Source organism: Acinetobacter nectaris CIP 110549, assembly GCF_000488215.1.
Taxonomy (GTDB): domain Bacteria; phylum Pseudomonadota; class Gammaproteobacteria; order Pseudomonadales; family Moraxellaceae; genus Acinetobacter; species Acinetobacter nectaris.
This window is the reverse complement of the sequence record NZ_KI530712.1, coordinates 894,445-913,155: the sequence shown is the minus strand read 5'-3', so window position 1 is coordinate 913,155 and position 18,711 is coordinate 894,445. Positions and strand designations below refer to the sequence as shown.

General features: G+C 36.5%; 16 protein-coding genes. 9 read left to right on the top strand and 7 right to left on the bottom strand.

The window, feature by feature from the left end; all coding sequences use genetic code 11:
- Positions 1–42 precede the first annotated feature (42 nt).
- From P256_RS04640 to rpoD, 5 genes are all read right to left on the bottom strand, one after another.
- Positions 43–1,227 carry an iron-containing alcohol dehydrogenase gene (locus P256_RS04640; protein ID WP_023272524.1) on the bottom strand — a complete coding sequence of 395 codons (1,185 nt, stop codon included), beginning with the start codon at positions 1,225–1,227 and terminating at the stop codon, positions 43–45.
- Positions 1,228–1,232: 5 nt separating this feature from the next.
- Complete coding sequence (locus P256_RS04635) at positions 1,233–1,757, bottom strand: hypothetical protein (protein WP_023272523.1); 525 nt, start codon at positions 1,755–1,757, stop codon at positions 1,233–1,235.
- Positions 1,758–1,766: 9 nt separating this feature from the next.
- The gene (lipB, locus tag P256_RS04630; RefSeq protein WP_023272522.1) at positions 1,767–2,438 is read right to left on the bottom strand and encodes a lipoyl(octanoyl) transferase LipB; all 672 of its coding nucleotides are present in this window, start codon (positions 2,436–2,438) and stop codon (positions 1,767–1,769) included.
- Positions 2,439–2,495: 57 nt separating this feature from the next.
- The gene (locus P256_RS04625; protein WP_023272521.1) at positions 2,496–2,783 is read right to left on the bottom strand and encodes a YbeD family protein; all 288 of its coding nucleotides are present in this window, start codon (positions 2,781–2,783) and stop codon (positions 2,496–2,498) included.
- Between the two features lie 100 nt (positions 2,784–2,883).
- Positions 2,884–4,833: an RNA polymerase sigma factor RpoD gene (rpoD, locus tag P256_RS04620; protein WP_265596953.1), complete on the bottom strand. Its 1,950-nt coding sequence runs from the start codon at positions 4,831–4,833 to the stop codon at positions 2,884–2,886.
- 277 nt (positions 4,834–5,110) lie between these two features.
- Between rpoD and P256_RS04615 the strand changes: the two genes are divergently transcribed.
- The 4 genes from P256_RS04615 (at position 5,111) to P256_RS04600 (ending at position 7,716) form a co-directional block, all read left to right on the top strand.
- On the top strand, positions 5,111–5,314 hold the full coding sequence (locus P256_RS04615; RefSeq protein ID WP_023272519.1) for a PA3496 family putative envelope integrity protein: 204 nt from the start codon (positions 5,111–5,113) through the stop codon (positions 5,312–5,314).
- A 70-nt stretch (positions 5,315–5,384) separates the two neighbouring features.
- Entirely contained in the window at positions 5,385–5,912 is a 528-nt protein-coding gene (locus P256_RS04610) for a YecA/YgfB family protein (RefSeq protein ID WP_040331817.1), read from the top strand.
- Between the two features lie 152 nt (positions 5,913–6,064).
- Complete coding sequence (locus P256_RS04605; protein ID WP_023272517.1) at positions 6,065–6,559, top strand: BLUF domain-containing protein; 495 nt, start codon at positions 6,065–6,067, stop codon at positions 6,557–6,559.
- A 92-nt stretch (positions 6,560–6,651) separates the two neighbouring features.
- On the top strand, positions 6,652–7,716 hold the full coding sequence (locus tag P256_RS04600; protein ID WP_023272516.1) for an omptin family outer membrane protease: 1,065 nt from the start codon (positions 6,652–6,654) through the stop codon (positions 7,714–7,716).
- Here the strand turns inward: P256_RS04600 and P256_RS04595 are convergent.
- Positions 7,713–8,318: an alpha/beta fold hydrolase gene (locus P256_RS04595; RefSeq protein WP_023272515.1), complete on the bottom strand. Its 606-nt coding sequence runs from the start codon at positions 8,316–8,318 to the stop codon at positions 7,713–7,715. The two genes, P256_RS04600 and P256_RS04595, sit on opposite strands and share 4 nt — an antisense overlap.
- A 157-nt stretch (positions 8,319–8,475) precedes the next feature.
- Here P256_RS04595 and smc point away from each other — a divergent pair, with 157 nt between their 5' ends.
- From smc to ftn, 5 genes are all read left to right on the top strand, one after another.
- Positions 8,476–11,934, top strand: coding sequence for a chromosome segregation protein SMC (gene smc, locus P256_RS04590; RefSeq protein ID WP_023272514.1), 3,459 nt, complete (start codon positions 8,476–8,478; stop codon positions 11,932–11,934).
- 1 nt (position 11,935) lies between these two features.
- Entirely contained in the window at positions 11,936–12,976 is a 1,041-nt protein-coding gene (locus P256_RS04585; RefSeq protein WP_023272513.1) for a cell division protein ZipA C-terminal FtsZ-binding domain-containing protein, read from the top strand.
- A gap of 56 nt (positions 12,977–13,032) precedes the next feature.
- Positions 13,033–15,078, top strand: a complete 2,046-nt coding sequence (gene ligA, locus P256_RS04580) for an NAD-dependent DNA ligase LigA (protein WP_023272512.1) — start codon at positions 13,033–13,035, stop codon at positions 15,076–15,078.
- A gap of 481 nt (positions 15,079–15,559) precedes the next feature.
- Positions 15,560–16,447 carry a hypothetical protein gene (locus P256_RS04575; protein WP_023272511.1) on the top strand — a complete coding sequence of 296 codons (888 nt, stop codon included), beginning with the start codon at positions 15,560–15,562 and terminating at the stop codon, positions 16,445–16,447.
- A 322-nt stretch (positions 16,448–16,769) separates the two neighbouring features.
- Entirely contained in the window at positions 16,770–17,234 is a 465-nt protein-coding gene (ftn, locus tag P256_RS04570) for a heteropolymeric bacterioferritin subunit Ftn (RefSeq protein ID WP_023272510.1), read from the top strand.
- Positions 17,235–17,289: 55 nt separating this feature from the next.
- Here the strand turns inward: ftn and gltA are convergent, their stop codons facing one another.
- Positions 17,290–18,564 carry a citrate synthase gene (gene gltA / locus P256_RS04565; RefSeq protein WP_023272509.1) on the bottom strand — a complete coding sequence of 425 codons (1,275 nt, stop codon included), beginning with the start codon at positions 18,562–18,564 and terminating at the stop codon, positions 17,290–17,292.
- Between the last annotated feature and the right edge of the window lie 147 nt (positions 18,565–18,711).

The window sequence follows — 18,711 nt, the reverse complement described above, 5'->3', positions numbered from 1 at the left end:
ACAAACGCTTTTGAGCTTTTCTATCGATTATTTGTTTTTTCTTTACCAAGCTTTTTCTAGAATATTTTTTAAATCTTCGAGAGTTGCTTCTTTAGGATTGTAAATAATAGAACCATCATTAAGTGCTTTTTCTGCAATTTCATCAAACTGTTCATGAGAAACTTTATGTGTTTCGCGAAGCGTTCGAGGCAGTTGCACCATATCAAAGAGTTGATCACGCATTGCTAAAATCATACTAATAGTATGCTCGGCTCTATGTTCTTGAGGGGTTGCCGCATATATTTGAGAGCCCGCAAGCGGTAAAAGAAGCTCAGCAAGCTTTTCTGAATTATGAGACAAATTATAGTCGAGTACATAAGGCAAAAATAGGTTCATACATAGCCCATGAGGCAAGTGTGCAACAGCACCAAGGGCATGACCTAAAGCATGAACAAGACCGACCATTGAGTTTGAAAAGGCAATGCCTGCCATTGTTGAGGCTTGTGCAAGTTCGAGCCTTGCTTGTTCATCTTTAGGGGTTTTAAGTACAGTAAAAAGATGAGTCTTTACTTTTTTAATTGCAGCTGTTGCATATGCATCACTTAAAGGGTTTGCTGCCATGCAGGTATATGCTTCAATGGCGTGTGTAAGCGCATCCATTGCGGTCATGGCTGTAATATGTCTAGGCAATGTTAAAGTCATTCGTGGGTCTAGAATAGCTGCATTTGGCATCAGGTAGTTAGATGCAAAAGCAAGTTTTACATTGTTCTTTTTATCTGCAACAACAGCAACCATAGTTGCCTCAGAACCTGTACCTGATGTGGTTGGAATCACAAAAAGAGGTTTAAGAGGTTTTGGAAGATTATGTGCACCTGCATATTTTAGTAGATCATGACCACCTTCTGAAACTAAAATATTGGTAGCTTTGCCTGTATCAATCACTGAACCACCACCAATTGCTAAAATAGAATCACAATTGTGTGCTCTATAAGCATCTGCGGCTGCTTGAACAGTTTCTAAGCTCGAATCTGTAGGCACATTGTCAAAAATATGACCAATTTGACCATTCGCAGCAGTAAAAATATCTTCAATTGGTGAGATAAGATTGTTTTTGCGAACGCCTTCATCGGTGATAATCATTGGGTTTTTTGAGCCGAGTGTATGCAGCTCAAAAGGGATGTTTTCTAAAGCAGCATGCCCAGCAATGATTTTAACGGGACAAAAAAACTCATAATATGGTTTTGTCATAGATATTAACTCCGTTTTACAAAAGACTGTGCAAGTTTTAAATAGATGCGACTCGCATGGCTTACTTTATCTTTTAGCTTTAATTGAGATGGATAATGCTTAATAGCTAGGTTTGCAAGTGGCTTTGGTAAAATCAAAGCCTCCATTTTATTTAGGCAGCGAACTAACCGAATAGCATGTGATAAGTCACCATCTGCAATCATACGGTCATTGGCAAAAGCACGTGCTGTACTTTCTTGAAATGAAAATACCAAATAAGCATGGTAGAGGTGTTTAAATATGATGCTTAGATGAGGTCTTTCATCTGTTCTGACTTGTTCAAGTAGACCATTTTTATGAACTTTAAGTGTAAATGATGGACCATTTGGAAATACTTTCATTGCAAAAATAAAACCAAGTGGGAAACCTTTAACTTCTTGCTGAATTTCTTGATCCACTTGGCTTGCCATAACAAGACCACGACCAATAATATCCATCATAAACTTAACATAAGCATGCTGCATAGCAGGTTTGATATGGTTTTTTTGCATGTCATATCCTTATAGGTAGTTTACCTGACTTCTTTTAAAGTAATTGGAGTCTGATAAATACGCAATTACATCTTCGTAGATGGTTTCTATGGTCGGTAACTTATTGGAGAGAATGAGGTCATGAATACGAGTCATTTCAAGACCTGCATAACCACATGGGTTAATCGTATGAAAAGCATTAAGTTCACAGTTTATATTTAATGCAAACCCATGATAACTGCGACCTTTACGTATTTTAAACCCTAAAGATCCAATTTTTTTCCCATCTACATAGACCCCAGGAGCATCTGGCTTGGCATATGCTTTGATTCCATATTTTTCAAGTAAATCAATCATCATTTTTTCAGCAAAGCTGACAAGTGTACGTACATTCCAAGATAAACGATTAAGATCTAATAGAAAATAAGCAATTAATTGGCCAGGTCCATGCCATGTAACTTGCCCACCACGGTCTGTATGTACTATGGGGATATTGCTATGGGTTAGAATATGTTCTGCTTTTCCTGCTTGGCCTTGGGTCAAAGTATTATTATGTTGTAAAAGCCAAATCTCATCAGGTGTATTTTCATCTCGAGAATTTGTGAACTCTTTCATAGATTCGAAAAGTTGTTTGTAATCTTGAGGGTGATTAAAACAACGGATTTTGAGCTCATGAGAGGCAGTAGTGCTAGACTCACGCATGTGAAATCCCTAAATAGAAAAAAGAAACCAGTCACTAATGTACTGGTTTCTTTTATGTTACAGAGCAGTTTTGATTAAAGGACAAGCTGCAAGGTCTGCATATAAAGCATGAACTTGTTCTAACTCATCAAAGCGTAACTGAGCAGTAATCGAGTGATACTTTCCAGTGCGTGATGGTTGTACAGCGAGCGTTTCTTCCTCGAAATTAGGGAAATGTTTTACTAAAATTTCAACAACGGCTGTATGTAACTCATCACTTGCTTCGCCAATGAGTTTAATTGGGTAGTCCATTGGAAATACCCAAAGGTCTTCTTGTAGCTCTCTTGATGGGGTACGGTCTAACATAAGCGCCTCTTTATGTAGAAACGCCTGCAGATATGCAGACGTTTTTATATCAGATAAGCTATATATAAGGGCTTATCATAATTTTTCAACCCTTGAAAACTTAGTCATTCTCAAGGAATGAGCGTAAGTGTTCTGAGCGTGAAGGGTGGCGTAATTTACGTAATGCTTTCGCCTCAATCTGACGAATACGTTCACGTGTTACATCAAATTGTTTCCCAACCTCTTCAAGGGTGTGGTCTGTTGGCATATCAATACCAAAACGCATTTTTAATACACGTGCTTCACGTTCTGTAAGGTTTTCAAGTACATCACGTGTTGCTTCTTTTAGACCTTCTGAAGTTGCAGCATCTACAGGAGACGTAATGTTTGCATCTTCAATGAAGTCACCTAGGTGAGAGTCTTCATCATCGCCAATTGGCGTTTCCATTGAAATAGGTTCTTTCGCAATTTTGAGTACTTTACGAACGCGAACTTCATCCATTTCTAGACGTTCACCAAGTTCTTCAGGTGTTGGCTCTCTTCCCATTTCTTGTAAAAGCTGACGTGAAACACGATTAATTTTGTTAATTGTTTCAATCATGTGTACAGGAATACGAATGGTACGCGCTTGGTCTGCAATTGAACGTGTGATTGCTTGGCGAATCCACCATGTTGCATACGTTGAGAATTTGTAACCACGACGGTATTCAAACTTATCAACCGCTTTCATTAGACCAATGTTACCTTCTTGAATAAGATCCAAGAACTGTAGACCACGGTTGGTATATTTTTTAGCAATAGAGATTACAAGACGTAAGTTTGCTTCAACCATCTCTTTTTTTGCACGGTGCGCTTTCGCTTCACCAACTGTCATACGTTTAGAAATGTCTTTGATTTCTGCAACAGATAAACCAAGATCTTTTTCTGTATCTGCGATTTTTTGTTGGAAAGCAAGAATATCTGGACGTACTTTTTCTAAATAACCACGCATTTCAGCAGGTGTGACTTCAAGCTGTTCATCTAGCCAAGTTAAGCTAGACTCACGTCCAGGAAAACTTTTTCTAAACTGAGTACGATCCATACGACCGCGACGTAAAGCATAGCGCATGATTTCACGCTCTGACTGACGAATTTGGTCATGTGTGCCACGAATCATTTCTGAAATAATTTCAAATAGGCGAGGTGTGAATTTAAACATCATGAAGACAGTTGCTAGACTTTGTAGTGAAACACCAGCTTCTTTTGATTCACGGCCATGCTTTGCAATAATTTCTTTTGCAGTTGCCCATGATTGTTGTAGCTCTGTGAAACGTACACGTGCAATTTCAGGATCAGGTCCAGACTCACCTTCTGAATCATCTGAATCTGAGTCAGATTCTTCATCCTCGTCATCTTCATCATCATCTAATTTGGTGTCTTTTTTAGATTTTGTTGAAGTCGTTGATTCTTCATCATCATTTAAATGATTTTCGTCTTCTAAAACTTCAGGGATTTCTTCATCAGACTCAGGGTCTAAGTAGCCTGATAGAATATCTGCTAAACGTCGTTCGCCGTTGCCATAATCTTCATATTCTTTGAGTACAACTTCAACAGCATTTGGCCAGTAAGCAATCGCATGCAATACATCACGAATACCTTCTTCGATGCGTTTTGCAATACTAATTTCACCCTCACGGGTTAAAAGCTCTACAGTACCCATTTCGCGCATATACATACGAACAGGATCTGTGGTACGCCCAGGTTCACTTTCTACAGATGCTAAAACGGCAGCAGCTTCTTCTTCTGCGACTTCATCGCCAGTATCAGCAGATTCACCAAACACAGTGTCATCAGTTTCAGGAGCGCGTTCATGGACAGGAATACCAACGTCCTGAAGCATTTGTATAATGTCTTCTATCTGTTCGCTTTCGGTAATCGAGTCTGGGAGATGATCGTTAACCTCAGCGTAAGTTAAATAACCTTGTTCTTTGCCTCGGCTAATCAGAGCCGCTACTTGAGAAGTAGGGGAATTCATATCGCTCATCTTATGCTTACTCTTTAGTTGAATCTGTGGCAGTGAAAAACCGTGCATTATAGCACAATTTACGAATATTTTTTTGAGAAATGATATGTGTTGTCTGACATTATATCAAATCTGATGCAGTATTGTTTGATATATAGGGGTATATGCTTTTTTTTCAAGTTATACGTGATATGTTTATGTCTGTACTATAAAAATATATCAAATTTGTTATAAAAAAAGCACTTTTCATAAGAACGAAGGAATTTAGATATATTATTCTTGACAAAAGTATAAAACCGCGATAAATAGCGGCTTTAAGGGTATTATTTTACTGAGGTGTAGTTGAGTGTCTTCTACAGATTTTGAATTAGATGAAAGTTATGATGATGACTCGGGTTTTGACGAATCATCAAATAAAATCACTGCAAAAGAGTCATTAGAGAAACGTCGTTTAATTGATGACTTACTCGCGCAGCGTCGTCTTGAAAAAGAACTTAAAGAGTTTGATTATGACTTTGATGATGATGATTTTGACGATGATGAAGCGTAAACCTTTTACGATTGTCATAAATCAATGTTATTCTCTCTAAATTAGAGAGTTAAAATGAGTGATGGAAAATATGAGTGCTTTAGATTTAGATCTCTTGGCTGAATATTTAGATGGTGACCAAAACGAACATGGTCTAGATTTTGCTGCAACTCATGGTTTTCTTAGTGCAATTGCGGTTGGTCCACTATTTAAACAATGGTTAGAAGAGTTGTTTGATCAAAAACAGCAATCCGTACCAAAAAATATTATTGAACAAGTCAAACTGTGGTTAGATGATATTCGCCAAAATCTTGCAAATGAGGAAGGTATAGATTTCCCGTTTGAAGTGGAAGAAGCAGATGTAGATTCGAGTCTAGGTGATTGGTCAGTAGGATTTGTCGATGCAATGTTCTTGAATGAAGAAGCTTGGTTTGCACCTGAGTTTGAAGAGCAGCTCATTGATTTAACTTTACCAATGATGGTTTTTAGCGGTATTGATGAAGAAGATCCACAGATGGAATCATTTCGTAGAAATGGGCAACTGATGGATGAAATTGCAGAAGAAATACCCAATAATCTCAATGAATTATATTTGATGTATCATACGCCAAATGCATAATTGATAAGAATGCCTCCATTAAAATGTGAGGCATTTTATTAAACAGATCAAAAAATAATTTGTTAATAGATAATGTTTTAGGTATATTAACGGTTAATGTCAAGTGGTTAATAATTAATTCTACCTACATAAAAGTTTAACAGGGGTGACTTGTGTTAATACAATTATGCTATGCAAGCACGCGTAAAGATCATCAGGAATTGTTACAAGATCTGAGTGATATTTTAACGACGGCCGTTCGTTTTAACCGACTTCATAATATCAATGGTGTTTTGTATTATGCGCATAATTCTTTTTTTCAATGCTTAGAAGGTGAAAAAGAGGTTGTAGAGCAGCTATTTGAAGGCATAAAAAAAGATAAAAGACATCAAGACATTATTTTACTGAGTAAAAAAGAAATCCCAAATATTCAGTTTAGTGATTGGTCGATGAAATATGTTCAAAGTAACAAAGGCGTTGATCTATTTTTTAAAGCTAAAAACTATGAGTACTTTCAGCCTACTAAACTTAATGAAACTCAAATTGTTGAGTTTATTCAACATTTATTAGATGCAGAAGAAGTCACCTTGAAAAAAGTAAGTGAAGATGCAGAAGTATTTAATAGTAGCCCTAAAGGATATAAACGAGGCTATATTAGTTATATTTAATTAATATAAATCCTTATTTATATGATAAAAAAATATACTATTTTTAGGTGTTTTGTTATTATTTGGTTAACAATTCTTACGAAGTAAACCAAATGTACTTTCAATTGAAACCATTAAATTACTTATTTATTTTTAGTTTTTTACCAATTACATCTATTTATGCAACTTCATGGGATAAATTAGATCCAGTTGAAATTGTAAATGAATCAGAAATTATAGCTGAGCCTGTATCTAAACAATATCTTAATCAACAAAATGTACAACAGGTAGAAGAAAAAGACACACTTTCTAATGGGGCTATGTATTTTAGTTTAACACCTTCTATTTTAACGGGTGGAGAAGCTAGAAAATATGTATTTGCGAATGATAATAGCATATTAAGTTTGCTGAATTGGGAAATAAAAAATGTACCCACAGTAAAGGCAGATTTTACATGGGAATTGAACTCATGGTTAACCATGAATATAAATGGTTGGACGTCATTGTCTTCAAACACTGTAAAAATGGATGATTATGATTGGAGAGACCCTCAAACAAGATCACTCAATACAGATTGGTCACACCATCCAAACACTTCTCTGAATTCTGCAAATAAGTTTGATCTTAATTTTATCTCTTGGTTTGTTCGGGCACCAAATTATAAAATGGGTGTACTCGCGGGTTATGAGCAAAGCCAATTTAGTTGGACTTCTAAGGGAGGTAGATACCATTATGGAGCAACAAATTCCTCAGGAAACTATATTCAAGGCACAGCGATGATGCTTGAGGGAAGTTTTCCTGATGATGAGTCAGGTATTGGTTACAAACAAAAATTTAGAGCACCATATATCGGTTTAGTCGCCCGTTATACATATAATAAATATGAATTGAATGCCACTGCTAAGATGAGTCAATGGGTTCAAGCAAAAGACCATGATGAGCATTATTATCGAGATCTTACATTTTATAGTAAAGGTGAAATGTCTGATTACTACTCAGTAACGCTAAATGGTGGTTATTATATTTCACCTAAAGTAAAGCTATTTAGTGAGGTTACTTGGAGTGATTATAAATTTTCCCCTGCAACAATAAGAATTAAAGAGAGTAATATTAAGGGTAATGCCGGCATTTCCTCTAAATACTATAATTTAGGCATTGGCGCACAATATCAATTTTAAGGTAATTGAAAGTATTCATCGATATAAGCTTTAATTTTTGTGCTGTGCAATGAGGCAAAATGATGGCTTGTAGACCTGATAACCTTTAGTTCAGCTTGAGGTAAGTAAGACTGTAGTTTTAATGCAATGGGTAAGGGGCTAATTGGATCTGCATCTGCCCAAATGAGAAGAACGGGTATTTTTATGGATGCCAGTTCTTTTTCATAATTGGCTTGCGTCTTTACAAACCAGTTCGGTGTTTGAGCCTGCTGTTGGTGATAGTCTGCTCTCCAGTCTTGTACATTGAACTCATCTAAACAAATGCCACCTGAAGTTGCAATAAGCACTAAGCCTTTGACCAAATCACCTTTTTCTAGCGCAGCTCGTATCGCAAATAGACCACCCATTGACTGAGCAATGAGAATACTCGGTTTTACAATTTTAGATAAAACATGATCACTCAGTTGCTCAAAAGACTGAATATGTGGTTCACACGGTATATTGTAAAAGCCAGGATAGGCAATGATTTGTCCTTCATGTGTGGTATTTATATACTTCTGTAAAAGAGGCTGCCAAAAATCTGTATTGCCTGAAGCGCCGGGAAGAAAATAAAAATGGTGCATATCTTTAATTAATTATGATTGTTGTTTTAACTTTAATTGAATAAGTTTAAAAAAGCACTTTATTTATACCGTGTTTTCAACAAGAATAGCACCCCTAGTCATGGCTATAAATAATTTATAGCGAGAAAAGATAAGTTTTTTAAAATATTGGTATTGTATGCGTTTAAGCAGTTTAAGACTTTCTGGATTTAAGTCATTTGCAGATCAGACTACATTAAAATTTAAAGCGAACCGTAGTGCGATTGTTGGGCCAAATGGCTGTGGAAAGTCGAATGTCATTGATGCGGTTCGCTGGGTAATGGGAGAGTCTAGTGCTCGCCAATTACGTGGTGGCAGTATGCAGGATGTTATCTTTACAGGAACAGCAAAACGCAAGCCTGTTGGTGTTGCAAGTGTAGAATTACGCTTTGACAATACATATGGAAAGCTCGGCGGTGAGTACAATGCTTATAATGAGTTAGCCGTACGTAGGCAAGTTACTAGAGAGGGTAAGTCTGAGTACTTTTTAAATGGAACACGCTGTCGGCGTCGTGATATTACCGATATTTTCTTAGGAACTGGTCTTGGACCACGCTCTTATGCAGTCATTGAGCAAGGGATGATTAATCGCTTGATTGATGCAAAGCCTGATGATATGCGTATTTTTATTGAAGAAGCAGCGGGCATTTCTCGTTATCAGTCACGCCGTAAAGAAACATTACATCACTTAGAACAGACAACCCAAAATTTATCTCGTTTAGAAGATATTGAAAGTGAATTAAAAGCACAGCTTAAAACATTAAAACGCCAATCTGAAAATGCTGTGCAATACCAAGAGTTAGAAAAAGAAATACTGACTGTGAAAGTGGAGATTTTATCGTTTCAGTATGAAAAAAGTACTCAGCTACAGCAAGAATATACGCTACAAATGGATGAACTTGGTGAGTCTTTTAAGCAAACACGCTCTGAATTAAATACGGTTGAGCATGATTTAAATGATGTCAGTAAAATTTTTCAGCGTTTAATACAAAACTCTTCACCTTTACAGCAAGAGTGGCAAATTGCAGATAACAAAAGATTATCGCTGCAAATGCAGTTAGAGCAGAAGACTCAATTACTTGAGCAGAATAAGAGTCAACTTCATCTATTAGAAAAACAAAAAGAGGATATTAAACAAAAAGTACAATTGCTTGATATTCAGCTTGATGATTTATATACACGACAAGATGATTTGCAGCAGCAAGTTATTCGCTGTGAAAAAGAGGTTTCTGAAAGTAAAATAGCGATAGAAAAAATCAAGCTTTCATATAAAGATAAGAAAGAAGCATCAGAAACATTATCCCAAACATTTGAGCAACAAAAGCAAAGAGAGCAGACGTTACAGTCACAACAAGTGCAGCTCAATAAAAATATTCAAAGAGGACAGCAACAAAAAGATGTTTTACTGTTACAGCTCAAAAGATTAAATAAAAAAAATGATGATGGTTTAGTCCAAGAGTTACAGCAGGAATACCAAGATTTATTGGCAGGTATTGATCTGACTGAAAAAATTTTAAGTGATGATGCATTAAAGTTAAAACAGTTTCAACAAGCATATGATGAAGCAAAAACAACTTGTGATGATGTACATTCACAAATTAAAATTTTACGGCAAGAAAAGATTAACTTAGAAAAGCTACTTGCAAAAACAACCGTATCAAAGCAAAAAAAGCCATATCAACAATTAATACAAGTTTTAGAGTTAACGTCTGAAGCCAAACCATATGCAAGTTTAATAGAGAAATTTTTAGCAAAATGGCTTTCTGCTGCGGTCTTGGACAGTGAAGATCAGTTTAGGAAAGATGTCGCTAGACAAGTCGTATTGAACAAGGTAGATCAGCTTAACCAAAAGATCTTAGGCTTACCTGTACTTGCTTCATGGATTGAACATCCACAGCTTTCTTTCTGTAATGATATTGCAATTGTAGATACATTTAAAAATGGTATCGCATTACAAAGCAGGTTGAATGTAGGGCAAACGATTTTAACGCTTGATGGATATTGGATTGGTTCAGATTGGATTATTGCTTTATTTTATGATGAAGACAGTCAAGTCGCACAGGGAATGCTGAGTCATAAGATTCGTCTCGAAGAAATCATCAATGAGTTAAAGGTACTCGAAGAAAAGTATGCTGTAGATGAAAAAAATCTTTCGGAGTTGAAAGATAAACTTGCACAACATCAGCAAGTGATTTCCTCACAGCAACAGCAGTTAAAACAACAGCAGAACCAAGCACAAGCGCTTAATGTTTCAGTGATTAAACTACAAAGTCAGCATCAAGCATATACAGCACAGTACCAGCAGTTGCATGAGCAGTTAAAGCAAGTGGATGTTCAGCTTGAAGAAGATGCAATGCAAAAAGATGATCTAGAGATAGATATACACGCAATACAAATGAAGTTATCTGCTTTAACACCTGAATATGATCAGGCACAGCAAGTTGTATTTGCATCTGAAAATGATCTCGAAATGCTTATAGAGACTTTAAAACAGTGTGAGCAAAACTATCATGATGTTCGTGAAAAATTAAATGCTTGTCAGAAAGAAAGTGGTCTTTTAGATAAAGATCAATCATTTTTAACTGCACAATTACAGCAAGTACATATACAAATCAAACATTTAACGACACTAATTCAGCCATCTACCGATGAAATTCCTTTATTGCAGCAGCAATATGAGGAGCAACTGATTTGTGTGGAAAAACTGCAAACGCAACTCAGCGAATGGCAGTGTGAGTTAAATACGATTCAGGCAAAACAACAGCAGTTAACTGAAAAAAGGCATCAGCTTGAAATTGATGATCAGCGCTTACGTGATTTACTCGAAGAGAAGCGTTTAGCATGGCATGCGGTAAAATCTGATTTATCACATTATAGTGAGCAGTTGGAAAACCTAAATGCAAACTGTCTTAAAGATATAATTATTGATGTTGCTGTGCATCAGGAAAAGCTCACAAAACTGCAAACTAAATTTGCTAAGTTAGGCGCAGTGAATTTGGTTGCTTCCGCTGAATATAATGATGTGAAGCAGCGCCATGAAGAGTTGACGCATCAAATGTCTGACTTAGAAAATACGATTGAGCAGTTGCATGCTGCTATGAAAAGTATTGATCAAGAAACAAAAAAGCTTTTTATGCAAACATTTGATAAGATCAATGCCGAATTAAAGATACTCTTTCCAAAAGTATTTAGTGGTGGTGAAGCAAGTTTAAGTTTAGATGGCGATTGGCAGTCAGGTGTAAAACTCATGGCACGTCCACCAGGTAAGCGTAATAGTTCATTGGCACTTTTATCTGGTGGTGAAAAAGCTTTAACAGCGTTATCGCTTGTTTTTGCAATTTTTAGATTAAATCCCGCACCTTTTTGTGTGTTAGATGAGGTTGATGCACCATTAGATGATGCAAATGTCGGCAGATTTTGCAATTTAGTGAAAGAACTTTCAGAACAAGTACAATTTATTTACATTACCCATAATAAACTAGCAATGACGATGGCGACAGATCTGCTTGGTGTTACAATGCCCGAGCCAGGAACATCAAAACTAGTTACTGTGAATTTAGAAGAAGCGAAAGAATACGGCTTAGTTGCGGAGTCTTGACATGGAAACAACTACAATTATTGGTATTGTCATTGCAGTAGGTATTATTATCTTTGCATTGTATATACTGTTGAGAAAACCAAGAGAATTTGTACCATCGCTAGACGCTGAGCTACATATTAATCCTGAAACAAATCAACCTGTTTTACCAAGATTTGTTAGACAGCAATTGAACATGATCGAATTTGGTCAAACGCCAGAAAAAAAATCAGCTAAAGTGGTGAAAGAAAAAGCTACTGAGCAGAAGGCTGAAACAATTGCAGAAACTAAAGATACGCAGAATTCTGCTGAAGAACCAAATAAAAAAATAGAAGATGCTAACCAGCATGCTGAAGTAAAAGCATCTGAGTTGAAAGATGCAACTTCGAGTGTTGAGGATAAAAAAGAAACTGATGCTCAAAAGGCTGATGTTGTTCAACCTGCTACGGCAGCTGTTGAAAAACAGCCAGAAGAGAAGCCGAAAAAAGAAGCAGTTTATCACTTAAATAAAGATATTGAAAAAGCAGAAATTAAAGAGTTTGATGAAGAAAGCTCTATTTTGGATATGCATCTCAATGAGCAACAGCGCTATGACGACGAGTGCTCATTGGCAAATGCACAGCATATTATTAGTCTAAATGTTTATCCGGGTCCACGTTGTATATTGTCTGGTGATAAAACCTTAAAAATACTGCTTAAATATGGTTTGCGTTTTGGAGAGTTATCTTGCTTTCATCGTTATAAAAATTTAGATGAGACACAAGATGATCAAGCAAAAGCGGCACCATTGATGTTTTCTGTTCTTAAAATTTCAGATGAAGGTCCTGTTGGTTTTGACTTGGAAACTTTATCGACTGAGCAAGTGCATGGATTGGCATTTTTCTTGGCACTACCTAATGCGTATGCTCAAGAAGGTTTTGATACAATGGCGAGTACAGCAGGCTTAATCGCACGGGAAATTGATGGCAAAGTCTTTGATGAAAATAATGATGAATTGTCTATGCAATTGAAAGAATATTGGCGCCGTCAGGTCATTGACTTTAAACCGACAGCATCGGCCTAATCAAATTTAAAAAATAAAAGGCGGATTTTCTCCGCCTTTTTTATACGGTGGTTTTTATGGTGAATATAGATAAAGCGCAAATAGTAAGTCGTATGCGACAGCTCATACAATTGCTAGCAAAACATAATCATGCTTATTATGTCATGGATGAGCCAACAATTTCAGACAATGAATATGATCAGCTATTTCACCAGTTGAAAGATTTAGAGCAACAATATCCAGACGATGTGCAAAATGATACACCAACACAACGTGTAGGTGGTGAAGCACTCAGTAAGTTTAATAGTGTAGAGCATGCTGTACCAATGTTGTCTTTGGGGAATGTGTTTAATCGAGAAGATTTATTTGCCTTTGCACGCCGTATCGAAGAAAGGTTGCCAAATCAGCATGTAAATTATGACGTAGAGTTAAAGTTAGACGGTCTTGCTATTTCTTTATGGTATGAACATGGCGTGTTGGTAAAAGGGGTAACACGTGGCGATGGTGAAACAGGCGAAGAGATTACACAAAATGTAAAAACGATTCGTAATTTACCTAAAACTTTACATCATGATATCGCTGCACCACCAGCACTATTGGAAGTGCGTGGTGAAGTGTTGATGCCTAAATCAGGATTTGAAAAGCTAAATAAAATAAATGAAGTAAAAGGTGAAAAGACCTTTGCGAATCCTCGTAATGCAGCAGCAGGCAGTCTAAGACAATTAGATCCGAATATTGCAGCCTCTCGACCACTTGCATTTTATGCATATGGGATTGCGCAGTGTGAACCTGCAAATGACTTAGAAACCATGCATGATAGTTTACAATGGTTGACTCAACTTGGTTTTGAAATTGCAGAACGTCAGTTTCTTTGTCAGTCTATTCAAGAAGTTCAAGAAAAGTATGATCAAATTCAGCAAGAGAGAGAGAATCTAGCTGTTGAAATTGATGGTATGGTGATTAAAGTAGATAACCTAAAACAACAGAAACAACTTGGTTTTTTGAGTAGAGAGCCGCGATGGGCAACAGCTTATAAGTTTCCGGCTGTTGCTGCACTCACTAAAGTTGAAGGGATTGACTGGCAAGTGGGTAGAACAGGTGCTTTAACTCCTGTTGCTCGTTTGGCACCTGTTTTAGTCGGTGGTGTGACAGTTTCAAATGTAACGTTGCATAATATTGGCGAAGTTCACCGCCTTGATGTACGTATTGGCGATACCATTAGTGTGTACAGAACAGGGGATGTGATCCCGAAAGTTGAAAAAGTATGGCAAGAATTGCGTGTAGATGACTTGCAAGAAACCATACTTCCTAAAAGCTGTCCTGTTTGTGCATCGCCTGTTGTTATGCCTGAAGGTGAAGCTCTTGCACGTTGTTCAGGTGGGCTTTATTGTGCTGCACAACGTATAGAGGCTATACGTCACTTCGTATCTAGAAAAGCAATGGATATTGAAGGATTAGGTGATCGTTGGGTTGAATCTCTTTTACACTTGGAACTTTTAAAAGATGTATCTGATATTTATCACTTAAATAAGCATAAAGAAACGCTTTTAAATATTGAAAAGATGGGTGAGAAGTCCGTTCAAAATTTATTTAATGCAATTGAAGCCAGTAAAAAGACGACATTAGCACGCTTTATATATGCTTTAGGGATTCGTGGTGTGGGCGAAACGACGGCACGTATGCTTGCAAATACATTTACAACATTGGAAGCCTTGCGTAAAGCAGAGAGTGAAGCACTGAAAAAGACACCAGATGTCGGTGATATTACAGCAGAATGGATTGCTGACTTTTTTCAGGCTGAACACAATATAGAAGTGATAGATAAACTTTTAGAGAGTGGTATTTATTGGGATGCGCCAAGTGCATCGACTACACAGCCTTTAAATGGTGAAAGTTGGGTACTTACAGGCACACTTACGCAGTTGAACCGTGACCAAGCAACTCAAATGTTGCAAGCCTTAGGTGCACGTGTAAGTGGTAGTGTATCTAGCAAAACAAAATGCTTAGTTGCGGGTGAAAAAGCGGGTTCTAAGTTAGATAAAGCACAAAAGTTAGGTATACGTACTTTATCTGAGTCTGAATTCTTAGCATTAATGAAAAGCTATGGCCAAACACCAAACTAGGGTGTATTGAGAATTCGACATACACTATGTTCTTGTTTGTCCTATAGTCATGAAAAGATATATATCCAATGGTTATGGCATTTCACTGGTTAGGAAAAAGCAATGAGTGGACGTAGTGGCCTAGAAGCGGTCTTATAGATAGCTCGTACAGGAAGCCGATGGCGAGCCCTGCTTCCTAAGTTTGGTATATTTAAAACGAGATCGCGACTGGGTTAAATTTAGTGTATTTGAGAACACCTTGACAGCTATGAATTAGGAAATTGATCTTGTATATCGACATGGATTAGGCCTAAAAAGGGGCTTATAGTCAATCAATATATGTGCAAATGTGATTAATTCTCAATACATTTTTAATGATTCAGTTTTTTTAATGGGACTCTATTTTGATCTTTAGTTTTTTGTAACTGAATAGCCCCATACTTTATGGCTTAAAATAAACTTTAAATTATGAGTCTTCAAAATTATAGTCTGTGAGTTCAATGTGAAATATACAATATATGACCGTAAAGATAATTATGATCAGGTCATTGAGTCAAAACTTATTCACTATCTTCAAGCGAATAAAATTGAGCATTTAAATTATGCATCGAGTTATTTTGTACTCACATTTCAGATGGATAAAATGATAGGTCTTGGTATTCGTTATATAAATAACTTTCATCCTAATAGTTATTATTTTTACATTGATGTCTTAGGTTCATTTCAACGTAGAAATGTTGGCTCAACAATATTAGGTCTTTTAGAAAAAAATATGCCATTTATTGCTCCATTTCAGTGTTTGATTAATGCTGAAAACAGAGTTGCAAACCATTTTTTATTAAGGCATCAATTTTCTTTGGTAAGAAAGACCTATGATGTTGAGATAGAGCAAGCACCTGTAGAAACTAGTAGCCGTATAACAAGAAAACTAAATGAATTGAGTCTTGGTGAGTTAAGCGAAGTTAAAAGGCTATTTTACTTAAATTATTTACACTATCATAAAAGTGTAAACCCACTTAATTCAAAATTAGATCAAAATACTTTTTTTAAAAGTATAGAGAAGACCATAGATTTAAAACGTTCCGAAGTTCTTTATGACTTTGTATCAAATAGTTTAGCTGAGCAAAAAAAGATTGTATCTTATATTTTGGTTGGGGAGTCAACGGAGCAATCTATTGAAGTTGCTTACATCGGGGGCGAATTTGAATCCAATATTCAATATTATTTGGGGTTCTTTTGCAGTGTATTAAATACGCTATTGACAGAATATCAAATATTATACCTTGAATCAGATACTACAGACTTTTATATGAGCAGTTTAGTAAAGCATTTAAACGTAAACCCACTTGGTCAATATAATACCTATATAAAATCTTTTGATGAAGCATAGTGAGTAGTAGATGTGGGTTTGGCAATTTAATTTTACTATTTCGCTATCTTTATACGAAAGTGTCAAGACACCTAGCTTAAGAAATAAGAAGCATTCTAATTATTTACAAAAAAGATTATTGTCTGAGTAAACCTTTTTTAAATATAAATAACCCCTTGATATTTGTTAAGGGGTTATTTTTTAATAGGAAAATGTTTTTTTAATTGCAAATGCGTATGCTTCTCATTTTAATTTTATAAAAATCAGTAACTTATAAAATATTTTGTTTTGCAAGTGTAATAAAAAATAAGCATAATATAGACATTAGATTAGGAGAATTCATATGCGTGGCAATCCAGAAGTTATAGATTATTTAAATATGCTTATTGGTGGTGAGTTAGCTGCTAGAGATCAATACTTAATTCACTCTCGTATGTATGAAGATTGGGGTCTAAGTAAGATATACGAACGCATTAACCATGAAATGGAAGAAGAAGCATCTCATGCAGATGACATTATCCGCCGTGTATTGTTCCTAGGTGGTACGCCAGATATGGGACGTGATGATATTGATGTGGGTACAGATGTGATTTCTTGCTTAAAAGCAGATTTGGCACTTGAATATCATGTACGTGAAAAACTTGTTCAAGGTATTGCACTTTGTGAAACACATGGCGACTACGTGAGTCGTGATATGTTGCGCCAGCAATTATCTGATACAGAAGAAGACCATACATATTGGTTAGAAAAACAAATTCGCCTTGTAGAGTTAATTGGCGAGCAAAACTATATCCAATCCCAAATGTAAAAACTAGACTATAAAAAAGCTGCCAATTGGCAGCTTTTTTATGATTGATACTTGATTAGCGGTCGATATTTCGTTGTTTTTCACCTGTATAAAGCTGGCGTGGACGACCAATTTTATGAGGAGTAGACTGCATTTCTAACCAGTGTGTAATCCAACCAATAGTACGTGCAAGCGCAAAGATTACAGTAAACATTGATGTTGGAATACCAATGGCTTTTAGAATAATCCCTGAATAAAAGTCCACGTTTGGATATAGGTTACGTTTAATGAAATATTCGTCTGACAGCGCAATACGTTCAAGTTCCATTGCAAGTTCAAGCTGAGGATCATTAATACCTAATGCACCAAGAACTTCATCACACGTTTCTTTCATGACTTTGGCACGAGGGTCAAAGTTTTTATAGACGCGGTGACCAAAGCCCATTAGTTTAACTTCTTTGGTCTTTACTTTTTCCATGAATGGCGCAACATTTTCAACTGAGCCAATTTCATCAAGCATTTTGAGTACAGCTTCATTCGCACCACCATGTGCAGGCCCCCAAAGTGCTGCAATTCCTGCGGAAATACATGCGTAAGGGTTTGCACCAGTAGAACCTGCTAAACGGACTGTAGAGGTAGAAGCATTTTGTTCATGGTCTGCATGTAGTGTAAAGATACGATCCATTGCCTTAGCAAGAATAGGGTTTACTTTATAGTCACGGTCAGCAGGTGTTGCGAACATCATATGCAAAAAGTTTTCTGCATAATCTAAGTCATTGCGAGGATAAATAAATGGTTGACCAACGGTATATTTGTAGCTCCAAGCTGCGAGTGTTGGCACTTTTGCGATTAAACGAATTGCTGTAATTTCGCGATGGTTTACATCATCTAAGTCCAAATTATTATGGTAAAACGCAGAAAGTGCACCGACTACACCAACCATAATTGCCATTGGATGTGCATCACGACGGAAACCATTGAAGAAACGGCTGACTTGGTCATGAACCATTGTGTGGTTACGAACTTGGCTATCAAACTCTTTTTTCTGTTCGGCTGTTGGTAGCTCGCCATTTAATAACAAGTAGCAAGTTTCTAAGTAGTCTGTTTTTGTTGCTAACTGATCAATAGGGTAGCCACGATGTAAAAGGATACCTGCATTACCATCGATATAAGTAATTTTTGATTCACATGATGCTGTTGCCATAAAGCCAGGATCAAAAGTGAAGTGTCCTGATGCAAGGACATCTTTAACATCAATAACGTCTGGGCCTAATGTTCCACTGTAAATTGGAAGTTCAATTTCTTTTCCATTCAGTTTGAGTGTGGCTTTCTTACCATTTGCTTCAGACATTCATAGATCTCCTGTCCTGGTGAATGTAATTTGATATGCTTTTAGCTGCTTTATCTTGCTTATGCTGGATAAAGTTGCTTGTAATCACTACCTGTGTATTTACCGTTTGCATCCGATATTTGGATAAAGTTTAAACTTTTATTTTTA

Excerpts from the sequence above, each read along its gene's own strand:
- P256_RS04585 (WP_023272513.1), top strand. The coding sequence starts at position 11,936 with ATGGAAACAACTACAATTATTGGTATTGTCATTGCAGTAGGTATTATT.
- P256_RS04600 (WP_023272516.1), top strand. The coding sequence starts at position 6,652 with ATGTACTTTCAATTGAAACCATTAAATTACTTATTTATTTTTAGTTTT.
- lipB (WP_023272522.1), bottom strand. The coding sequence starts at position 2,438 with ATGCGTGAGTCTAGCACTACTGCCTCTCATGAGCTCAAAATCCGTTGT.
- rpoD (WP_265596953.1), bottom strand. The coding sequence starts at position 4,833 with ATGCACGGTTTTTCACTGCCACAGATTCAACTAAAGAGTAAGCATAAG.
- P256_RS04595 (WP_023272515.1), bottom strand. The coding sequence starts at position 8,318 with ATGCACCATTTTTATTTTCTTCCCGGCGCTTCAGGCAATACAGATTTT.
- P256_RS04635 (WP_023272523.1), bottom strand. The coding sequence starts at position 1,757 with ATGCAAAAAAACCATATCAAACCTGCTATGCAGCATGCTTATGTTAAG.
- ligA (WP_023272512.1), top strand. The coding sequence starts at position 13,033 with ATGGTGAATATAGATAAAGCGCAAATAGTAAGTCGTATGCGACAGCTC.
- P256_RS04640 (WP_023272524.1), bottom strand. The coding sequence starts at position 1,227 with ATGACAAAACCATATTATGAGTTTTTTTGTCCCGTTAAAATCATTGCT.
- smc (WP_023272514.1), top strand. The coding sequence starts at position 8,476 with ATGCGTTTAAGCAGTTTAAGACTTTCTGGATTTAAGTCATTTGCAGAT.
- P256_RS04625 (WP_023272521.1), bottom strand. The coding sequence starts at position 2,783 with ATGTTAGACCGTACCCCATCAAGAGAGCTACAAGAAGACCTTTGGGTA.
- ftn (WP_023272510.1), top strand. The coding sequence starts at position 16,770 with ATGCGTGGCAATCCAGAAGTTATAGATTATTTAAATATGCTTATTGGT.
- P256_RS04610 (WP_040331817.1), top strand. The coding sequence starts at position 5,385 with ATGAGTGCTTTAGATTTAGATCTCTTGGCTGAATATTTAGATGGTGAC.
- gltA (WP_023272509.1), bottom strand. The coding sequence starts at position 18,564 with ATGTCTGAAGCAAATGGTAAGAAAGCCACACTCAAACTGAATGGAAAA.